The 17,973-nt window shown below is 45.7% G+C and carries 13 protein-coding genes; 8 read left to right on the top strand and 5 right to left on the bottom strand.

From position 1 onward, the window contains the following. From hipB to L5M40_RS10700, 3 genes are all read right to left on the bottom strand, one after another. Complete coding sequence (hipB, locus tag L5M40_RS10710; RefSeq protein ID WP_105253052.1) at nucleotides 1-237, bottom strand: type II toxin-antitoxin system antitoxin HipB; 237 nt, start codon at nucleotides 235-237, stop codon at nucleotides 1-3. Nucleotides 238-842: 605 nt separating this feature from the next. Further along, on the bottom strand, nucleotides 843-2,480 hold the full coding sequence (groL, locus tag L5M40_RS10705) for a chaperonin GroEL (protein WP_263146635.1): 1,638 nt from the start codon (nucleotides 2,478-2,480) through the stop codon (nucleotides 843-845). Nucleotides 2,481-2,537: 57 nt separating this feature from the next. Beyond that, entirely contained in the window at nucleotides 2,538-2,828 is a 291-nt protein-coding gene (locus L5M40_RS10700; protein ID WP_006086113.1) for a co-chaperone GroES, read from the bottom strand. A 224-nt stretch (nucleotides 2,829-3,052) separates the two neighbouring features. Between L5M40_RS10700 and L5M40_RS10695 the strand changes: the two genes are divergently transcribed. Beyond that, nucleotides 3,053-4,420 (top strand): MATE family efflux transporter, encoded by a 1,368-nt coding sequence (locus tag L5M40_RS10695; RefSeq protein ID WP_263176400.1) that lies wholly within the window; start codon nucleotides 3,053-3,055, stop codon nucleotides 4,418-4,420. A 1-nt stretch (nucleotide 4,421) separates the two neighbouring features. Here the strand turns inward: L5M40_RS10695 and L5M40_RS10690 are convergent, their stop codons facing one another. Beyond that, nucleotides 4,422-5,411 carry a LysR family transcriptional regulator gene (locus L5M40_RS10690; protein ID WP_006086115.1) on the bottom strand — a complete coding sequence of 330 codons (990 nt, stop codon included), beginning with the start codon at nucleotides 5,409-5,411 and terminating at the stop codon, nucleotides 4,422-4,424. A gap of 128 nt (nucleotides 5,412-5,539) precedes the next feature. On the opposite strand from L5M40_RS10690, the gene L5M40_RS10685 reads away from it, so the two are divergent. The 3 genes from L5M40_RS10685 (at nucleotide 5,540) to L5M40_RS10675 (ending at nucleotide 11,393) form a co-directional block, all read left to right on the top strand. Next, nucleotides 5,540-6,622, top strand: a complete 1,083-nt coding sequence (locus L5M40_RS10685) for an efflux RND transporter periplasmic adaptor subunit (RefSeq protein ID WP_173246975.1) — start codon at nucleotides 5,540-5,542, stop codon at nucleotides 6,620-6,622. Between the two features lie 3 nt (nucleotides 6,623-6,625). After that, on the top strand, nucleotides 6,626-9,712 hold the full coding sequence (locus tag L5M40_RS10680) for an efflux RND transporter permease subunit (RefSeq protein ID WP_263176401.1): 3,087 nt from the start codon (nucleotides 6,626-6,628) through the stop codon (nucleotides 9,710-9,712). Between the two features lie 694 nt (nucleotides 9,713-10,406). Further along, nucleotides 10,407-11,393, top strand: a complete 987-nt coding sequence (locus L5M40_RS10675; RefSeq protein WP_263176402.1) for a DUF3187 family protein — start codon at nucleotides 10,407-10,409, stop codon at nucleotides 11,391-11,393. A 281-nt stretch (nucleotides 11,394-11,674) separates the two neighbouring features. Here L5M40_RS10675 and L5M40_RS10670 read toward each other — a convergent pair whose 3' ends face one another. Then, nucleotides 11,675-12,259, bottom strand: coding sequence for an FxsA family protein (locus L5M40_RS10670; protein ID WP_113940009.1), 585 nt, complete (start codon nucleotides 12,257-12,259; stop codon nucleotides 11,675-11,677). Between the two features lie 225 nt (nucleotides 12,260-12,484). On the opposite strand from L5M40_RS10670, the gene cutA reads away from it, so the two are divergent. From cutA to galK, 4 genes are all read left to right on the top strand, one after another. Continuing rightward, a complete protein-coding gene (gene cutA / locus L5M40_RS10665; RefSeq protein ID WP_113940010.1) occupies nucleotides 12,485-12,808 on the top strand; it encodes a divalent-cation tolerance protein CutA in 324 nt (107 codons plus the stop codon). After that, on the top strand, nucleotides 12,805-14,640 hold the full coding sequence (locus L5M40_RS10660) for a protein-disulfide reductase DsbD (RefSeq protein WP_263176403.1): 1,836 nt from the start codon (nucleotides 12,805-12,807) through the stop codon (nucleotides 14,638-14,640). Before cutA ends, L5M40_RS10660 begins: the two co-directional genes overlap by 4 nt. Nucleotides 14,641-14,821: 181 nt before the next feature. Continuing rightward, the gene (locus L5M40_RS10655; RefSeq protein WP_263176404.1) at nucleotides 14,822-16,477 is read left to right on the top strand and encodes a cation:proton antiporter family protein; all 1,656 of its coding nucleotides are present in this window, start codon (nucleotides 14,822-14,824) and stop codon (nucleotides 16,475-16,477) included. Nucleotides 16,478-16,772: 295 nt separating this feature from the next. After that, entirely contained in the window at nucleotides 16,773-17,918 is a 1,146-nt protein-coding gene (galK, locus tag L5M40_RS10650; protein ID WP_263176406.1) for a galactokinase, read from the top strand. Nucleotides 17,919-17,973: the final 55 nt, after the last annotated feature.

The following is a 17,973-nucleotide window of genomic DNA, read 5'->3' as shown; positions in this document are numbered from 1 at the left end:
TTAATACCAGCCGTTAGTTTCGGTGTCGCTGGTTTGAACCGAAACGATATCAATCCCCAGACCATCAAGAATTTTGAATACGGTTGAGATATAAACATCCTCACCTTTTTCAACTCGGATCAGCGTTTTTTTGGTTACGCCGCACAGCATGGCCGCCACGTCTTGGGTAAGAGCAGCACTTTTCCTTCGTTCTTTAATTAACAAGCCGAGGGATTGTTGATTTAACGGTGATGCCATCATCATCTCCAAAAGTGTAACTTCATACACCTTAGCCCTAAAACCAGCCCCATTCAATATAAAAGTGTACAGAACTACACTTTTGGATTGTTGAAAATGATAAGCCACCAAAAAGTGTACAATGTTACACCTTCATGACTATTTCAGTACTTAAATCTCAAAAAGTGTAGATAAGTACACCCAATATTTCCCCAAGTTGCCAGACCAAAAACAAAACCCCGATACTGTTACCAGTATCGGGGTTTTTCTTTTACAAGAACTTTGGTTTGAGGCTTTTAGGCTCCAGACCAGCAAAGTATCTTACGTTGGATAAATCGAGTTAGAACAAGGTGCTTTACCACGACGTTTAGCTTTCTGCTCCCAATACAATCTAGAGTGGTTAAGCAACACTTCCTTAGCCCCTCAGATACAAAAAAATCCCTGACACTATTAAGTATCAGGGATTTTTTTAGGTGTCGCTCTTAGCGGACTAAGAACTTAGGCCTAGGGGTCTGACGTTTTTGCACAGCATAAAACGTTCAGTACAAGGCGCTGTGAGCGTAGCATACGTTGTGTGTATGTGAGCGAGCAGCAACGCCGTAATCAACGTTTTAGACCAGCAAAAATTACATCATGCCGCCCATTCCGCCCATCCCACCCATACCGCCCATATCTTGGCTAGCATTTTGTGGGATCTCAGCAACCATAGCTTCTGTAGTGATCATCAGACCTGCGATTGACGCAGCGAATTGCAATGCACAACGGGTCACTTTAGTTGGGTCAAGGATACCCATTTCTAACATGTCACCGTAAGTGTCATTACCGGCGTTGTAACCGAAGTTACCGCTGCCGTTCTTCACTGTGTTAGCAACAACTGACGCTTCTTCACCCGCGTTAGTGGCGATTTGACGCAGTGGTGCTTCCATTGCACGCAGTGCGATAACCACACCGTGTTTTTGGTCTTCGTTTAATACTTCAACGTCAGCGATCTTAGAAGCTACGCGAACCAGAGCAACACCGCCGCCAGGAACCACGCCTTCTTCTACCGCAGCGCGAGTTGCATGCAGAGCATCTTCAACGCGGGCTTTTTTCTCTTTCATTTCAACTTCAGTCGCTGCGCCAACTTTAATCACTGCTACGCCGCCAGCTAGTTTAGCCATACGCTCTTGCAGTTTTTCTTTGTCGTAGTCTGACGTTGATTCTTCAACTTGTTGTTTGATTTGGCTTACACGAGCAGCAATTTGTGTTTGCTCGCCGTTACCATCGATGATGGTGGTGTTGTCTTTAGTGATCACAACACGCTTAGCTGTACCTAAATCTTCCAGCGTTGCTTTTTCAAGCTCTAGCCCGATTTCTTCAGCAATAACAGTACCGCCAGTCAGGATTGCTACGTCTTGCAGCATTGCCTTACGACGATCGCCAAAGCCAGGTGCTTTAACGGCAGCCACTTTCACGATACCGCGCATGTTGTTCACAACTAAAGTTGCTAATGCTTCGCCTTCAACGTCTTCAGCAACGATAAGCAATGGCTTACCGGTTTTTGCCAGACCTTCAAGGATAGGTAACAGTTCGCGAATGTTAGAGATTTTCTTGTCTACTAACAGTACGAATGGGTGATCTAATTCAACGCTGCCCGTTTCTGGCTTGTTGATGAAGTATGGAGATAGGTAGCCACGGTCAAACTGCATACCTTCTACTACGTCCAATTCGTTTTCTAACGCTTGGCCTTCTTCAACTGTGATCACGCCTTCTTTACCGACTTTTTCCATCGCTGTTGCGATGATTTCGCCGATAGATTCGTCAGAGTTTGCAGAGATAGTCGCAACTTGTGCAATCGCTTTTGAATCTGCACAAGGTTGTGATAAGGCTTTTAATTCAGCAACTGCAGCGATAACGGCTTTGTCGATACCGCGCTTCAGATCCATTGGGTTCATACCGGCTGCAACGGCTTTTAAGCCTTCAACTACAATGGCTTGAGCCAGTACAGTTGCAGTAGTAGTACCATCACCGGCGGCGTCGTTGGCTTTAGAAGCAACTTCTTTCACCATTTGCGCGCCCATGTTTTCGAATTTGTCTTCTAACTCGATTTCTTTGGCAACAGAAACACCGTCTTTAGTGATCAGTGGTGAGCCGAAGCTCTTGTCTAATACCACGTTACGGCCTTTAGGGCCTAAGGTCACTTTAACTGCGTTTGCGAGAATGTTTACGCCAGCCAGCATTCTTACGCGAGCGTCATTACCAAATACAACTTCTTTAGCTGCCATCTTGATTATCCTTTAAATTTTTAATGATTAATTGGAATGTCGAATTGATGCTGAGGATTAACCCACTACTGCCATCAGGTCAGCTTCCGACAGGATCAAGACTTCTTGACCGTCGATTTTTTCTTTCTTAACGCCGTAACCTTCGTTGAAGATCACCACGTCACCCACTTTGACATCCAGTGGCTTAACTGTGCCATTTTCTAAAATACGGCCATTGCCCACAGCAAGGATTTCACCGCGAGTTGATTTTTCAGCGGCGCTACCGGTCAGTACTATGCCACCCGCTGATGTTGATTCAACTTCTAGACGCTTAACGATTACGCGGTCATGTAATGGACGAATATTCATCTATGAACTCTCCTAATGATTTGATGCCCTACAATCGAGCCTATTTGTGATTAAAAAAACAGACACCTTAGTCTGCTCTTTTGCTGTCTGAGATATGGGGCTGACAGTGTCGAGATCCAAGGGCATTTAGAAAAAAAACTTCAATTTTTTGATGTCGGTTTTTTCAAGTCCGCACAATCCTGCTAGAATCTCGCCTCCGCTCGCTAACAAGGCACTATTTTTCCATGAAAGACAGACACGGGCTGCTCACCGCGCCAATTGGTCGTGTACTGCTCAACATGAGCCTCCCCAACTTAATTGGCATTATGACCATTCTAGGTTTCAGCCTCGCTGACACTTTTTTTATTAGCCAATTGGGCACCGAAGCCTTAGCCGCCATTAGTTTTACCTTTCCGGTGACCTTAGTGATCTCGAGCATCGCCATTGGTATTGGCGCTGGAGTCTCGACCAATTTAGGTCGACTTATCGGTTCGGGTAATGCCCATAAGGCCAAAGTGTTCTTGCATGATGCCTTATTGCTCACCTTTGTCTTGATCGCCAGTTTAGCCGCACTGGGTAGCATTTTTATTACGCCACTGTTTCGCTTACTCGGGGCAAACGATGACAGCTTGCCGCTGATCCACGACTATATGATTTACTGGTATGTCAGCGCACCGCTGCTGGTATTGTTGATGGTAGGCAATCAAGGCTTACGTTCCACTGGCGACACCCGCTCGCCGGCGATGATCATGGCGCTGGCGGCAATCATCAATCTTATCCTCGATCCGTTACTGATTTTTGGTATTGGGCCATTTCCACGTTTAGAAATCCAAGGCGCCGCAATTGCAACCCTGTTCGCTTGGTTGATTGCCTTATCTTTGTCGGGATATTTGTTGATTGTCAGGCGCAAAATGCTCGAATGGGCCGCCTTTGACATAGACAGAATGCGCGCGAACTGGAGCAAACTAGCCCATATAGCACAACCCGCCGCCTTGATGAATTTAATCAATCCACTAGCCAATGCCATTATTATGGCCATGTTGGCGCATATCGATCACAGCGCCGTGGCAGCCTTTGGTGCCGGTACTCGGTTAGAGTCAGTGCTATTAATAGTAGTGATGGCACTGTCGTCGAGTTTAATGCCCTTTATTGCGCAAAACTTAGGGGCAGGACAGCCACTCAGAGCAAAAGAAGCCCTGCTATTATCGATAAAATTTATCTTTATTTTCCAAACCTTACTCTATATCCCACTGATCTTTTTAGCCGAGCCTATCGCGCATTTATTCAGTACCGATCCGCAGGTTATCGAATGGCTAAGTTTTTATATCTTAGTGCTGCCCTGCGCCTACGGACCTTTGGGTATAGTGATTATTGTCGCGACCTCCCTCAATGCCTACCATAGGCCTATGAGTTCATTAGTCATCAATCTGTGCCGCTTAGTACTGCTCATGCTGCCGCTAGCAGCCTTGGGATCGTATATAGGTGACGTTAAGGGCCTGCTGCTCGCGCTACCTGTGACCAATATTTTGATGGGAATTGCCTGTTACTGGCTGGCGCAGCGGATCTGTGAGCCCACAAAGATCACGACCGCAAACGCCATTAGCGAGGGGTAAACTAGCTTGATTTTTTAACGGGAAAGCGCAAAACATCGTCTGAAAACGCTCCCGTAGAGGCTTTGCAGGATCGACGTGGGCCTTGCTCACTCATATTAGTCGGCACCCCGTTTGGCACTAACTCTTGCATGATATAGTCGATAAAGCGCCGACTGGCTAAACTTACGTAACGTCTTGATGGATAAGCTAAGAAGCACTCGCCTTGGTGGGGTTGGATTTCAGGTAATAAGGTCACTAACTCACCTGTTTCCACATATTCGGCAACGACTTCAGAAGGTGCATACACGATACCGCGTCCTTGCAATCCAAACTCAACCGCCACTTCAATACTGTTGGAGCAGAAATTGCCTCTGACTCTCACCTCTTGTTCTGAACCGATAAATAACTCATTAAAGATTTTGCCATTGGATAAACGGAACATAGACACATTATGTGCTTCAATCTCTTTCGGTGTTTTAGGTGTGCCATGTGCCGCTAAATATTGCGGACTGGCGTAAAAACGTAAGTCAGTGGTAAAAATCGGCCGCACTACTAAATCTAAGGTATCCAACGCAGGCTCGACTACAAAGGCCACATCGAGATTATGTTTCACCATATCAACGGATTCTGAACTGCTGATGACTTCTAAGGTGAGTTTAGGGTGCATATCCATAAAGCGGAAAATGGCTTGCATCAAGATTTTCATGCTGTGGATGGGGAACATTTGAATACGCAAATGCCCGCTGATCTCAGCATCGTCATTGGTCATTTCGAATAGGGTTTCGTCGAGCTGAGCCAAAATATTCTGCGAGCGCTGGTAAAAATGACTGCCCGCAGAAGTGAGCGTCATAGAGCGGCTCTGACGGTGAAACAATTTAATGTTCAGCTCATCTTCCAAGGCTTGCAAACGCCGACTCACAGTCGATTTAGGTAAGTTAAGTAAATCCGCCGCTTCAATCAAACTACCGGTTTCAGCAATTCGGTGGAATAACGCTAAGTCCTCTGTCTTCATTTTGACCTTAAGTTCAATCTCATTATGTGGGACTGATAATCCCAAAGTATCCCGTTTATTGCAACTAATTTAGCTGGTATCTTCGCGCCCAGAAATGCTGACAATTTGTTAACTAGGAAATCTCCACCATGAAATCATATCGACTCTTGCCGCTGACAATGCTGCTTCCAGCCCTGATCAGTGGTTGTTCGCCTGCGGAAAGTTCAGTGCAAGTGGCAACAATTCGTCCGGTTAAACTGTTTGAAGTACTCAATGTAGAAGACGGAGATTTCAGAACATTTCCAGCCCGCGTTGCCGCCAATAGTCGCGCAGAATTATCGTTCCGCATTTCAGGACAATTAACAGAATTGGCATTAGTTGAAGGGCAAAGAGTCACTCAAGGTAGCTTGCTCGCAAAACTTGATGACAGGGACGCCCACAATAATTTAATGACCCGCGAGGCGGAGCATGAACTGTTAGCCGCTGACTTTAAACGTAAAGTTGAGCTACTCAATCGCAAGCTGATTTCACAATCTGAGTTTGATAGCACTCAAGCGCAACTCAAATCGGCCACCGCCGCCTTAGCCGCTGCACGCGATCAACTGAGTTACACCCGTTTAACGGCGCCTTTTAGCGGTACAGTCGCCAAACGTTTAGTGGATAACCACCAAATAGTGCAAGCAAACCAAGGGGTATTAACATTACAAAACAATAATTTGCTCGATATTAGCATTCAAGTTCCCGAGTCGATGGCGGCGGGTTTGAAACAATATACCGATCAAGCTCACTTTGCAGCTAAAGTGCGTTTTAGTGCCTTCCCCGAGCAAAGTTTCGATGCCAAATTTAAAGAATACTCGACTCAAGTCACGCCGGGTACTCAAGCCTATGAAGTGGTGTTTTCGTTACCTCAACCTCAAGATATTCAGTTACTTCCAGGAATGAGTGCCGAGTTGACTTTAGCCTTAGTCAAAGATCCTAGTGCCCTTGCGTCAACGGTAGTGCCAGTGACCGCTATCGATAAGCGCGACCAAGATGGCCAAGTGCAAGTGTGGATTTATCAAGCGCAATCGGGTGAAGTAAAACCGACGATGGTGACGCTAGGACGCGTGAGTAATCAAGGTGTTGAGATTTTAACGGGCGTCAACAAGGGCGATCTCATCGTCAGCGCTGGAGTGTCTCAATTATCCGATGGCATGAAAGTCAAACCACTACGCTGGCAGCGTGGGGTGTAATTGATGAACATTGCAGAATATTCGATACGCCACAAAGTCATCAGTTGGATGTTTGTGTTGCTACTACTCGTGGGTGGTAGCGTCAGTTTTACCGGTTTGGGGCAACTAGAATTCCCCGAATTTACCATTAAAGAAGCTTTAGTGATCACGGCTTATCCCGGTGCATCGCCTGAGCAAGTTGAAGAAGAAGTGACATTACCGCTCGAAGATGCCCTGCAGCAACTCGACGCCATTAAGCATGTGACTTCAATTAATAGTGCGGGTTTATCACAAATCCAAATCGAGATTAAAGAAAGTTACGATAAAACCAGCCTGCCGCAGGTGTGGGATGAAGTGCGTCGTAAAGTTAATGATGCTGCGGGAAACTTGCCGCCAGGCACAGCAACGCCACAGGTGATGGACGACTTTGGCGATGTGTATGGCATTTTATTTAACCTTTCGGGACCTGATTACAGCAACCGCGAGTTGAGCAATTACGCCGACTATCTGCGCCGCGAGCTAGTGCTAGTACCTGGAGTGAAAAAGGTTTCTGTTGCTGGCAACGTCACCGAGCAAGTCGTGATTGAAATCTCCCAGCAAAAGCTATCGGCACTGGGGTTAGATCAGAGCTATATCTATGGCTTAGTGAACAATCAAAACGTCGTCTCTAACGCGGGCAGCTTAGTGATTGGCGATAACCGTATCCGCATTCATCCCACGGGCGAATTTAGCAATGTGCAGGATCTAGCGCGTTTAATCGTCAGCCCTCCAGGTAGCTCTGAGCTGATTTACCTTGGCGACATTGCCAATATTGAAAGGGATTATGACGAAACCCCTAATGTGCTTTATCACAATAAAGGTGAAGCTGCGTTATCGCTGGGGATTTCTTTCTCTAGCGGTGTGAATGTAGTCGAAATCGGGCAAAAGGTCAGTGACCGTTTAGCCGAGCTTGAATCCCAACGCCCAATCGGGATGAATTTAGCGACGGTTTACAACCAGAGTCAGGCGGTCGATGAGACAGTCAACGGCTTCTTAATCAACCTAATGGAATCTATTGCCATAGTGATCGCCGTGCTCCTGCTGTTTATGGGGCTGCGCTCGGGTCTATTGATGGGCCTGATCTTACTGCTGACGATTCTAGGCACTTTTATCGTGATGAAAGTGCTCGGGATTGAGCTACAACTCATCTCCCTCGGCGCACTCATTATTGCCCTCGGTATGTTGGTCGATAACGCCATTGTCGTTACTGAAGGCATTTTAATTGGTATCCGTCGCGGTAAGACCCGCTTAGAAGCGGCCAAACAGATAGTGTCCCAAACCCAGTGGCCGCTATTGGGCGCGACTGTAATTGCCATTATTGCCTTTGCCCCCATTGGCTTATCGCAAAATGCCGCCGGTGAGTTCTGCCGTTCTTTATTCCAAGTGTTGATGATTTCACTGTTTATCAGCTGGATCACCGCCATCACACTCACGCCGTTTTTCTGTCATCTGTTATTTAAAGATGCGCCGAGCGATGAAGAAGCCCAAGACCCCTACAAGGGCTGGTTCTTCAGCTTATATCGCACAAGCTTAATTGTAGCGCTGCGCTTTAGACTAGTGAGCATACTGCTGGTTATCGCTATGCTTTTCAGCGCTGTGGTGGGCTTTGGTCATATCAAGAATGTGTTCTTTCCTGCTTCTAACACGCCGATTTTCTTTGTGGATATCTGGATGCCAGAGGGGACTGACATCAAGGCGACCGAGCGTTTTACCGCTGATATCGAGAAGTTAATGCTTACGCTGGACGAGCAAAAAGACGTTGGGCTAAAACACTTAACAACCGTTATTGGCCAAGGTTCGCAGCGCTTCGTACTGCCCTATCAGCCAGAAAAAGGCTATCCCGCCTTTGCGCAGTTGATAGTAGAAATGCAGGATCTCGCCGCCGTTAAAGCCTATATGCCAGAATTAGAAACCTTGTTAAATCAACGTTTCCCACAGGCACAATATCGTTTAAAAAACATGGAGAACGGCCCTTCGCCCGCCGCCAAAATTGAGGCACGCTTTTACGGTGATAACCCAGAAGTGCTGCGCGCTTTAGGTGCCCAAGCCGAGGCGATTTTCCACGCAGAGCCGAGCATGGATGGCATACGTCACAACTGGCGTAATCAAGTGCCCCTGATCCGTCCGCAACTGGAAAATGCCCAAGCGCGCGAAACAGGGATCAGCAAGCAAGACCTCGACAATGCCCTATTGGTTAACTTTAGCGGTAAGCAAATAGGTTTATACCGAGAAACCAGCCACTTGCTGCCCATCGTCGCCAGAGCGCCCGCCGAAGAACGTTTGCAGGCCGACAGCCTATGGAAGCTGCAAATTTGGAGCAGCGAACACAATACCTTTGTGCCCGCCACCCAAGTAGTCAGTAGCTTCAACACTGAGTGGGAAAATCCGCTGGTGATGCGCCGCGATCGCATGCGCATGCTCGCAGTAATGGCCGATCCTAAGCTTGGTAGCAATGAAACTGCCGATTCTGTACTGCGCAAAATCAAAGACCAGGTCGAAGCGATCAGCTTGCCCGCGGGTTACCGCTTGGAATGGGGCGGTGAATTTGAAACCGCAGGTGAAGCACAAGCGTCGGTATTTAGCTCAATTCCCTTAGGTTATCTGGCGATGTTTTTGATTACCGTATTCTTGTTCAACTCAGTGCGTCAGCCCTTAGTGATCTGGTTTACTGTGCCACTTGCATTGATTGGGGTTTCAGCGGGACTCTTGTTGTTCGATGCGCCCTTCAGCTTTATGGCACTACTCGGATTACTGAGTTTGTCGGGCATGGTGATTAAAAACGGTATTGTCTTGGTCGATCAGATCAACCTCGAGCTCAGTGAAGGTAAACCAGCCTATTTTGCCTTAATCGACTCCTGTGTCAGCCGTGTTCGTCCAGTGATGATGGCCGCGATAACCACTATGCTCGGGATGATACCGCTGATCCCCGACGCGTTTTTCGGTTCTATGGCGATTACAATTATTTTCGGTCTAGGCTTCGCTTCTCTGCTGACGCTCATCGTACTGCCAGTGATGTACAGCCTAGTATTCAATATCAAAGCGACGGCAACAGGAGGTCAATCACCCAGCTAACCTGCTCCGCATTTTATCCAAAAACGCTTCCCGGCGCGGCCGGTCAGTCATTCGTGGCTGGCTGGCCATTTCATTTTTGATCTATTGCGGTTTGAGGGACAATTTAAACAAGCACATCCATTAGATAAACAAGTTTGGCAAACTGAGATTGGTCTTTAATTACGATAACTAATATGACTGATAAATAAATATATTAATTAAAAAATATGAACTATCAGTTCCATATTTTCACTGCTAATACGGGACAATTACCTGTTACACACATTTACACGAGTAAATAGCAGCGGTATATTTAGTGCTGATTATTCATTTACAATGCCATCTGAAATACCACTACCTATAACTAACAACATAAACAATGTTATTGCTTTGTTAGCATAATAATTTATGTTTGAGAAACATCATGAAATTACGCTTTGATAGCGTCCAGACAATGAGTAAACAGACAATATTACTGGCAGTTATTAGCACTTTACTAATACTCACTACAATCCCGTTTATCTGTAGGTCATTCTGGCTCGCACTTGTACTATTATGGTATGTTTTTTGTAGTTTTTAATTCTAAAATTAATTAGAAATCTGTCTAATCAAAAACTTTATTGCTTCAAACAGAAATTTTCAGTCATTTATACATAACATCATCCTCACTACAAAACATTGCTTTTAATAGAGATTAGCTAAAAAAGAGTTTTCGATGAAATATGCAAAGAAAATTTTATTTGTGACTATTAGAGCACCTCTAATTTATACGGTAATATTTTTACCGAGTACTTTCGCAGAAAATATCAATTATAGTCATTATGGGCCACTTCGTGTGCATGCCCAATCACCTACACATGCGGGTAGCTTAACGCCTCTACTTCGTTCAGGATTTGCACTGCCTGAAGGGAAAAAAGAGGTATACGGATCTGCAACAGTAGCAAGTGTATGGGCTGAAACTGACGATTACTATGCTGACTATTATCATAATTCTCTTAATGGCGGAATAAAGTGGCAACTCACTGAAAAATGGATGTTTGATACTAATTATAAGTGGAGTTTTAGTGGGGATAACCATCTTGACTCGGTCACTATCTGGTTTCATGATGCATTTGGTGTGGGTCAAAATGGCCGCGACAATACAATCAAAGACAAAAACCAAATATTTTCAAAGAATGGTATCAATCAACCTGATCTTTCTGGCGATACGCTAACGAATGCCCTAAATGTCTATTTAGAATATCAATTGCTTAGTGAGGATAATTATGGTCTATCAATAGGTGGCAGCTTATATTACAACCATGTTAATTCTGGCCCATTTGTAGATAACCGTTTTGAGCAAGCACTACAGCTGAATTATAGCTATACATCTGGAATGCATCATTTTTACTCCACAACAGGTATAAGCTTTAGACGAAATGATGAAAGTCTATCTGGAATAGACTATAAAGACCATGCTGTAATGTTATCTTTAGGTTATGAGTATTTAATGGGACGCCATGGTTGGCTTATTGAATTACATCATTATGAAGGTTTACTCAAAACAGATAATGACTTTTCAAAACCTTCTCACGAAGTATTTCTAGGCTATAGGTATTATCTGAATAACAGTGCAATTGAATTTACTATCGTCGAAAACCTACTCAACATGGACAACAGCACTGATATTGCTTTTTCTCTTGGGTACAGAGTCATGATTTAAAAATACCTTACTTTATCGCATGAATGCGATCAAAAAGCTTTTCTCTAATATCATGTTCACTCTTATGCTGAGTGAGCGGGTTATTAGGATTGGAATTTTTTAAGAGTGAAATGGCTATTACGGGGGAGGTGAACCAGCGGCACAGGTCAGATTGATTCAGTGGGCCACTGGTATCTAAAGGATATTAGGGAGAAAACTCAAGCGAATAAACACGATAATCAAATGAGTTAATCCAATAACAAACTAACGCAACAAGCGACTAAGACAATACGAGACTCATACTAAGACTTAGGGTCTTTGTCCTGCGCTTTATCAGAGAGTTGATGGCTAGCGGGTTTGATATCACTTGGATCGACTTTATGTTCAAAGTCTCCCTCAAACACATTACCGTCCTTTTTCACACTATCATCAAATGGCGCTTGGCCAAATGGGTCCTGTGGCTTAGGCCCAAAGGGACCTTGGCCCGCTTGAAAGCCACCGTGCATTGTGCCCTGTAAACCGGCAACAACCCGTAACTGCATGCGTTTGAACAACAAGGCTGCAATGGGGCGACGGGTTAATGGCGTCAAGAATAATAGGCCAATGGCATCGGTCACAAAACCGGGGATCACGAGCAAGATGCCCGCCATAGCTAACATCATACCTTCAACGATTTCTTGCCCCGGTGCTTCACCGCGGGCGAGTTTTTGTTGTACTTGCATTAAGGTGTTTAAGCCTTGGCTGCGAACCAGAGAGACCCCGAGCACGGCGGTAAACAGCACTAAACCTATGGTAGTCCAAGTGCCAAGCACTTCACCCACACGGATCAGCACCGACAGCTCTATTACTGGGATCAGCACAAAGAGTAAAAAAATAATGAAAAACATACCGACCTCAGGTTTATCTGACTATCTCTGTAAACTAAATGGGGGTTATCCGGTCTTAATTCAAGTCAGGATAACCATTAGGACCAAGTAAGGGAGCAAAACACTGATATTTAGCTCACCCTTTTGTTAACCCGCTAATGTATGAGACCATTAAAACACGTAAAGTAGCCTAACGGAGTTGGCTTAAGCGAACTTTAAGATTCTTAAGAGACGATACCTAACACCATGCAGCATCAGTATTTAGTGGTTAGCACTACCTGCCCCGATGAAGTACAAGCCAATACCTTGGCCCGAGCTTTAATTGAGTCGCGTATTGCCGCTTGTGTCCAGATTTCCGCCCCGATACGTTCAATTTATGCTTGGGAAGGAAAAATCTGTGAAGAGCAAGAATTTAGCTTACAGATTAAATGTTTACAAAGTCGATATACAGAGTTAGAACAACTTGTGCTTAGGCTTCACCCTTATCAAGTACCCGAAATTATTGCCGTGCCTGTGACCCACGGGCTACCAGCCTACTTAGATTGGATAAAAGACAACACTCAGCCATGAAAAAACTACTCAGCCTTATTTTCACTTCTTTATTGCTTCTTGCGCCCTTAGCTCATAGTGAAGGGGTTTTCGGTAACAAATTCGACTTCATGAAGGGTGAGCCTGAATTGATGCCTGTCGATCAAGCATTTGCCTTCGATTCCAAGCAAGAAGGTAATCAGGTCAAACTCAATTGGGTGATTGCCGACGGTTACTATATGTACCGCGACAAGCTTAAATTTAGCGTCAATGGTGCCGAGTTAGGCACGGTCGCTCTACCAAAGGGAAAGCCCCATGAAGATGAGTATTTTGGTAAGCAAGAAGTCTATTATACCTATGTCGATATTCCCGTTGGTTTAAAACAGGCCGATGAAAATGCCACGCTCACAGTGACCTTTATGGGTTGTGCCGAAGGTAAATTGTGTTATCCACCGACCAAGCATGAAGTCGTTTTAAAGGCGATTGCAGCCAACGATGGCTTAATTGCAGGTGCCGAATCAACCACGACGACAGAGCAAACCAGCACTGAGCCAAGCACTGCCGATAAAGCCAATACGCAACCCATTACTCAGCAAGATACCCTGAGCCAAATGCTGTCGAACGACAGCTTAATTTGGACTTTAGTGATCTTCTTTGGTCTAGGTGTCGGTCTGGCATTAACGCCCTGCGTATTTCCTATGTATCCGATTTTGTCGGGTATTATTGTCGGCCAAGGGCAAAAGCTCTCAACCGCAAAAGCCTTTACCTTGTCCATGGCTTACGTCCAAGGCATGGCAATCACTTACTCTATCTTAGGGTTAGTGGTCGCATCGGCGGGACTAAAATACCAAGCGGCATTACAACATCCTGCCGTATTAGTCGTACTCGCGATTTTGTTCTTTGTGCTCAGCTTATCTATGTTTGGCCTATACGATTTGAAACTGCCATCGAGCTGGCAGGAGAAGATGAACTCAGTCTCGAATAATCAAAAAGGCGGCAACTTAGTTGGCGTGTTCTTAATGGGCGTGATTTCTGGCCTTGTCGCATCACCTTGTACTACCGCGCCGCTGTCGGGTGCACTCGTTTATGTGGCGCAAACCGGCGACCTACTCCAAGGTTTCTTAGCCCTGTATGTACTCAGCATGGGTATGGGATTACCACTACTGATTATCGGCACCTCAGGCGGTAAATTATTACCGAGAGCCGGCGCTTGGATGGACATCATCAAGACTATATTCGGATTCCTGCTGATCGCTGTATCTATCGTGATGCTTGGCCGTATTTGGACAGGCGTAGTATCCGATGTGCTTTGGTCACTGTGGGGCGTAAGCTTCACCGGCTACTTGATGCATCAGAACAAACTCAGTGAATTTAACTGGAAACAAACTGTACGTTCAGTCCTATTAACGCTGGCGCTACTGGCGAGCTTCTCCTACGGATTCCAAGCTGTGATGGGACACTTTGGTTTTAATAACAATTCCGTAGGCACTGCGGCGACGACCGAAGAAGTCCATGGCTTTAAACGCATTAAATCGATTGAAGATCTTGAGCAAGAAATTGCAGCCGCTACCGCCCAAGGTAAGCCAGTGATGCTCGATCTGTACGCCGATTGGTGTGTTGCCTGTAAAGAGTTCGAAGCCATCACCTTTAAAGATGCCGACGTGTTAGCCCGCATGAATAAAATCGTACTGCTACAAGCGGATGTGACTAAGAGTGACAAGGTCGATGTGGCCTTACTCGAAAAATACAATGTGCTTGGTTTGCCTACGCTGTTGATGTTTAACGAACAAGGTGAGCAAAGGGAAGATTTACGCGTGACTGGTTTTATGGGCCCCAAAGATTTTGCAACCCATTTAGATCATCTCGTGAAATAGTGACGATTTAGGCTTAGACCACCAGAGTGATTTAGTTCACTCGAGTTTTAACAGCCAAGTGTATTTACCGCAACACCAATAAAAAGCGGACTTTTTTCATTAAAAGTCCGCTTTTTTATCCAAGTGTCATAGATTTCTTATACAATCACTTACAATTTTAGACTTTTTAGATTGGAGCATCATGGAACCAGGCATCCTCATTATTACACTCATCTGCGGCATGCTCGTCAGCCGTATAGGACTCCCTCCGCTCATCGGCTACTTAGTGGCAGGCTTTGTACTGTTCATCTTAGGAATAGATAAAGAAAGCCTGCCATTACTACAAGAACTCGCCAGCCTAGGCGTCACTTTACTGTTGTTTGCCATAGGGTTAAAACTCGATATTCGTAGCCTGTTCAAGGCCGAAGTGTGGGCGGGTTCGAGTGTGCACTTAGTGCTCTCGATCGTGATTTTTGTGCCGATTCTAAAACTCTTCGGCTTACTGGGCTTAAGCCAACTCACGAGTCTGAACCTAGAACAACTGACGTTAATTGCCTTCGCGTTAAGCTTCTCCAGCACCGTATTTGCGGTCAAAGTGTTAGAAGATAAAGGAGACGTGCAATCCCTCTACGGCCGGGTCGCTATTGGTATCTTGATTATGCAGGATATCTTCGCCGTACTGTTTTTAACTATTTCTAAAGGCGATGTACCTTCGGTATGGGCCTTTGCATTACTCTTACTGCCACTGGCTAAACCGCTCATCTATAAAGCGTTCGACCGTGTCGGCCACGGTGAACTCTTAGTGCTCTTCGGCCTAGTTATGGCACTCGTGGTTGGCGCTTGGTTATTTGAATCTGTTGGCTTAAAACCCGATCTCGGCGCACTGATTATCGGCATCTTGTTGGCGGGCCACAAAAAATCCTCCGAGCTGGCAAAATCCTTATTCTATTTTAAAGAACTCTTTCTCGTTGCCTTCTTCTTAACCATAGGGCTCAACGGCTTACCTACGGTATCGGATATCGTCCTCGCGGCGCTATTGGTGTTGTTAGTGCCACTTAAAATCCTGCTATTTGTTTACATTCTGACTCGCTTTAAACTGCGTTCACGTACCTCTATGTTGGGCTCATTTAACCTAGGTAACTTCAGTGAATTCGGTTTAATCGTCGCCGCAGTAGCCACCTATAAAGGTTGGTTACCTCCCGAGTGGCTAGTAATCATCGCCGTGGCATTGAGCTTTAGTTTTTTACTCGCCGCGCCACTTAACGCCACCGTCGGTAATATCTACCAGCGATTCCAGCAGCGTTTAATCAAGCTCGAAAAACGCCCGTTACACCCAGAAGACAGACCCATCGCCATTGGCAATCCACGCTTTTTAATCTTAGGCATGGGCCGTATTGGTAGCGGTGCCTATGATGAACTCAGGGAACAATTTGATGGGGAAATTCTCGGTATTGAACACAAGCAAGACTTAGTCGACTTACATAAAACAAAGGGTCGCAATGTAGTGCAAGGTGACGCCTCAGATACCGACTTTTGGGAGAAACTCGACAGAGCACCTAATCTTGAACTGGTACTGCTAGCCATGCCGCACCACGCGGGAAATATGTTTGCAGTTGAGCAACTTAAAAAACTGAATTATCAAGGCAAAATCAGTGCAATTGTGCAGTACAGTGACGATGCTGCGGCGCTTCGAGAATCGGGTGTACACAGTGTGTACAACCTGTACGAAGCCGCAGGTGCCGGTTTTGTGGATCATGTGATTTACGAGCTATTGCAAAACTCGGAGAAAAACACAGTTCAAGCGGAAGATACAGTACAAGTGCCTGATCCTAAACTTAATGTGGAGCCAGGTAGTTAAGTGCCTGCTAATGCTGCATTAAATTAAAATCACGCCATAACAGGTCGCACAAACGAGCAGTAACATCCTCTGTTAGTTTGTGCGGCATCCAACTAAATTCTGACTAATCTTTACAAATCAATTAACTAGATAAAACACTCAATACGCTTTTTTGCCTCCTCATCCCAGTATCGATTTACTCATTGCAGCCTATCGCCATTTCAGCAAAAAATCTCAGTTACATCACTGACTCAGTCGTGATATAAATCGATGACGGTAACGAAATTAGCTCAGCTTTTTTGGAATTTTTTACAGCATGTCAAACCCTGCGCAACGCGCCACTAAGTTATTTGTCCAAACCTTTGGCACTAAAGCCGATGATTTATATCAAGCCCCAGGGCGCGTCAATCTGATCGGTGAATACACGGATTACAACGACGGTTTTGTACTCCCGGCAGCCATTAATTTTCATACAGTGATTGCGGTAAAACGCCGTGACGATACTAAGTTTCGAGCCGTCGCCGATGCGTTTCCCGGACAAATTAAAGAGTGGGTTTTCGGCCAAGAAAACGACATGGACCCGCAAGATGGCTGGGTGAATTACCTCAAAGGTTTTACTGCGGCTATGGCGCAAACTGGCTTATTAGCCAAGGGCTTAGACTTAGCCATTGTGGGCGATGTGCCACTTGCCGCAGGTCTTTCATCTTCGGGCGCACTCGTTGTCGCCTTCGGTACAGCCATTAGTGATACCAGCCAACTGCATTTATCCCCAATGGCGGTGGCGCAACTCGCACAGCGCGGTGAGCACAGGTATGTTGAGTCGGCCTGTGGCATCATGGATCAAATGTGCAGCGCCATGGGTGAACAAGACCATGCACTCCTGATTGACTGCTTAGATCTCGATAGCGAAGCCATTCCCATTCCAGAAAACCTAAGCCTTATCATCATAGATGCCCATATCGAGAAACAACGCTTAGCCGCGACCAATGAGCAACGTCGCACTGAGTGTGCACAAGCGGCAGAGTACTTTGGCTTAGATGCACTGCGTCACCTCGATTTACGCCAACTAGAAAGCGCAAAGGCCGATTTAGATGAAGTGTTATACCGCCGAGCGAAACACGTAGTCACTGAGAACCAAAGAACTCAAAATGCTGCTCGCGCCCTAGAGCAAAATAACATCCAAAAATTCAGTCGTTTAATGGCTGAATCCCATGCTTCACTGCGTGATGATTTTGAAGTCACACTGCCCGAATTTGATACTTTAGTTGAAATTGTTAGCCAAGTGATCGGCGAACGTGGTGGTATCCGCATGACCGACGGGTGTGTGGTGGCTTTAGTTGATCATGAACTGACCGACGCTGTCGTGGCCGCCGTTGAACATGAGTTTTTCGACAAAACCGCAATCGATGCCACAGTGTATTTATGTTCCGCCAGCGCTGGCGCAGGGCGCATCGATAACTAGCCAGAACAGGCAATTTGCTAGAACAAGCACTTAGCCGCACTTAAACCAAAGACAA

Source organism: Shewanella sp. SM68 (assembly GCF_025653925.1).
Classification (GTDB): Bacteria; Pseudomonadota; Gammaproteobacteria; order Enterobacterales; family Shewanellaceae; genus Shewanella; species Shewanella oncorhynchi.
This window is presented reverse-complemented; position numbering and strand designations above follow the sequence as displayed.

Excerpts from the sequence above, each read along its gene's own strand:
- L5M40_RS10685 (WP_173246975.1), top strand. The coding sequence starts at position 5,540 with ATGAAATCATATCGACTCTTGCCGCTGACAATGCTGCTTCCAGCCCTG.
- L5M40_RS10655 (WP_263176404.1), top strand. The coding sequence starts at position 14,822 with ATGGAACCAGGCATCCTCATTATTACACTCATCTGCGGCATGCTCGTC.
- L5M40_RS10660 (WP_263176403.1), top strand. The coding sequence starts at position 12,805 with ATGAAAAAACTACTCAGCCTTATTTTCACTTCTTTATTGCTTCTTGCG.
- L5M40_RS10700 (WP_006086113.1), bottom strand. The coding sequence starts at position 2,828 with ATGAATATTCGTCCATTACATGACCGCGTAATCGTTAAGCGTCTAGAA.
- L5M40_RS10690 (WP_006086115.1), bottom strand. The coding sequence starts at position 5,411 with ATGAAGACAGAGGACTTAGCGTTATTCCACCGAATTGCTGAAACCGGT.
- L5M40_RS10675 (WP_263176402.1), top strand. The coding sequence starts at position 10,407 with ATGAAATATGCAAAGAAAATTTTATTTGTGACTATTAGAGCACCTCTA.
- galK (WP_263176406.1), top strand. The coding sequence starts at position 16,773 with ATGTCAAACCCTGCGCAACGCGCCACTAAGTTATTTGTCCAAACCTTT.
- L5M40_RS10670 (WP_113940009.1), bottom strand. The coding sequence starts at position 12,259 with ATGTTTTTCATTATTTTTTTACTCTTTGTGCTGATCCCAGTAATAGAG.
- L5M40_RS10695 (WP_263176400.1), top strand. The coding sequence starts at position 3,053 with ATGAAAGACAGACACGGGCTGCTCACCGCGCCAATTGGTCGTGTACTG.
- hipB (WP_105253052.1), bottom strand. The coding sequence starts at position 237 with ATGGCATCACCGTTAAATCAACAATCCCTCGGCTTGTTAATTAAAGAA.
- L5M40_RS10680 (WP_263176401.1), top strand. The coding sequence starts at position 6,626 with ATGAACATTGCAGAATATTCGATACGCCACAAAGTCATCAGTTGGATG.
- cutA (WP_113940010.1), top strand. The coding sequence starts at position 12,485 with ATGCAGCATCAGTATTTAGTGGTTAGCACTACCTGCCCCGATGAAGTA.
- groL (WP_263146635.1), bottom strand. The coding sequence starts at position 2,480 with ATGGCAGCTAAAGAAGTTGTATTTGGTAATGACGCTCGCGTAAGAATG.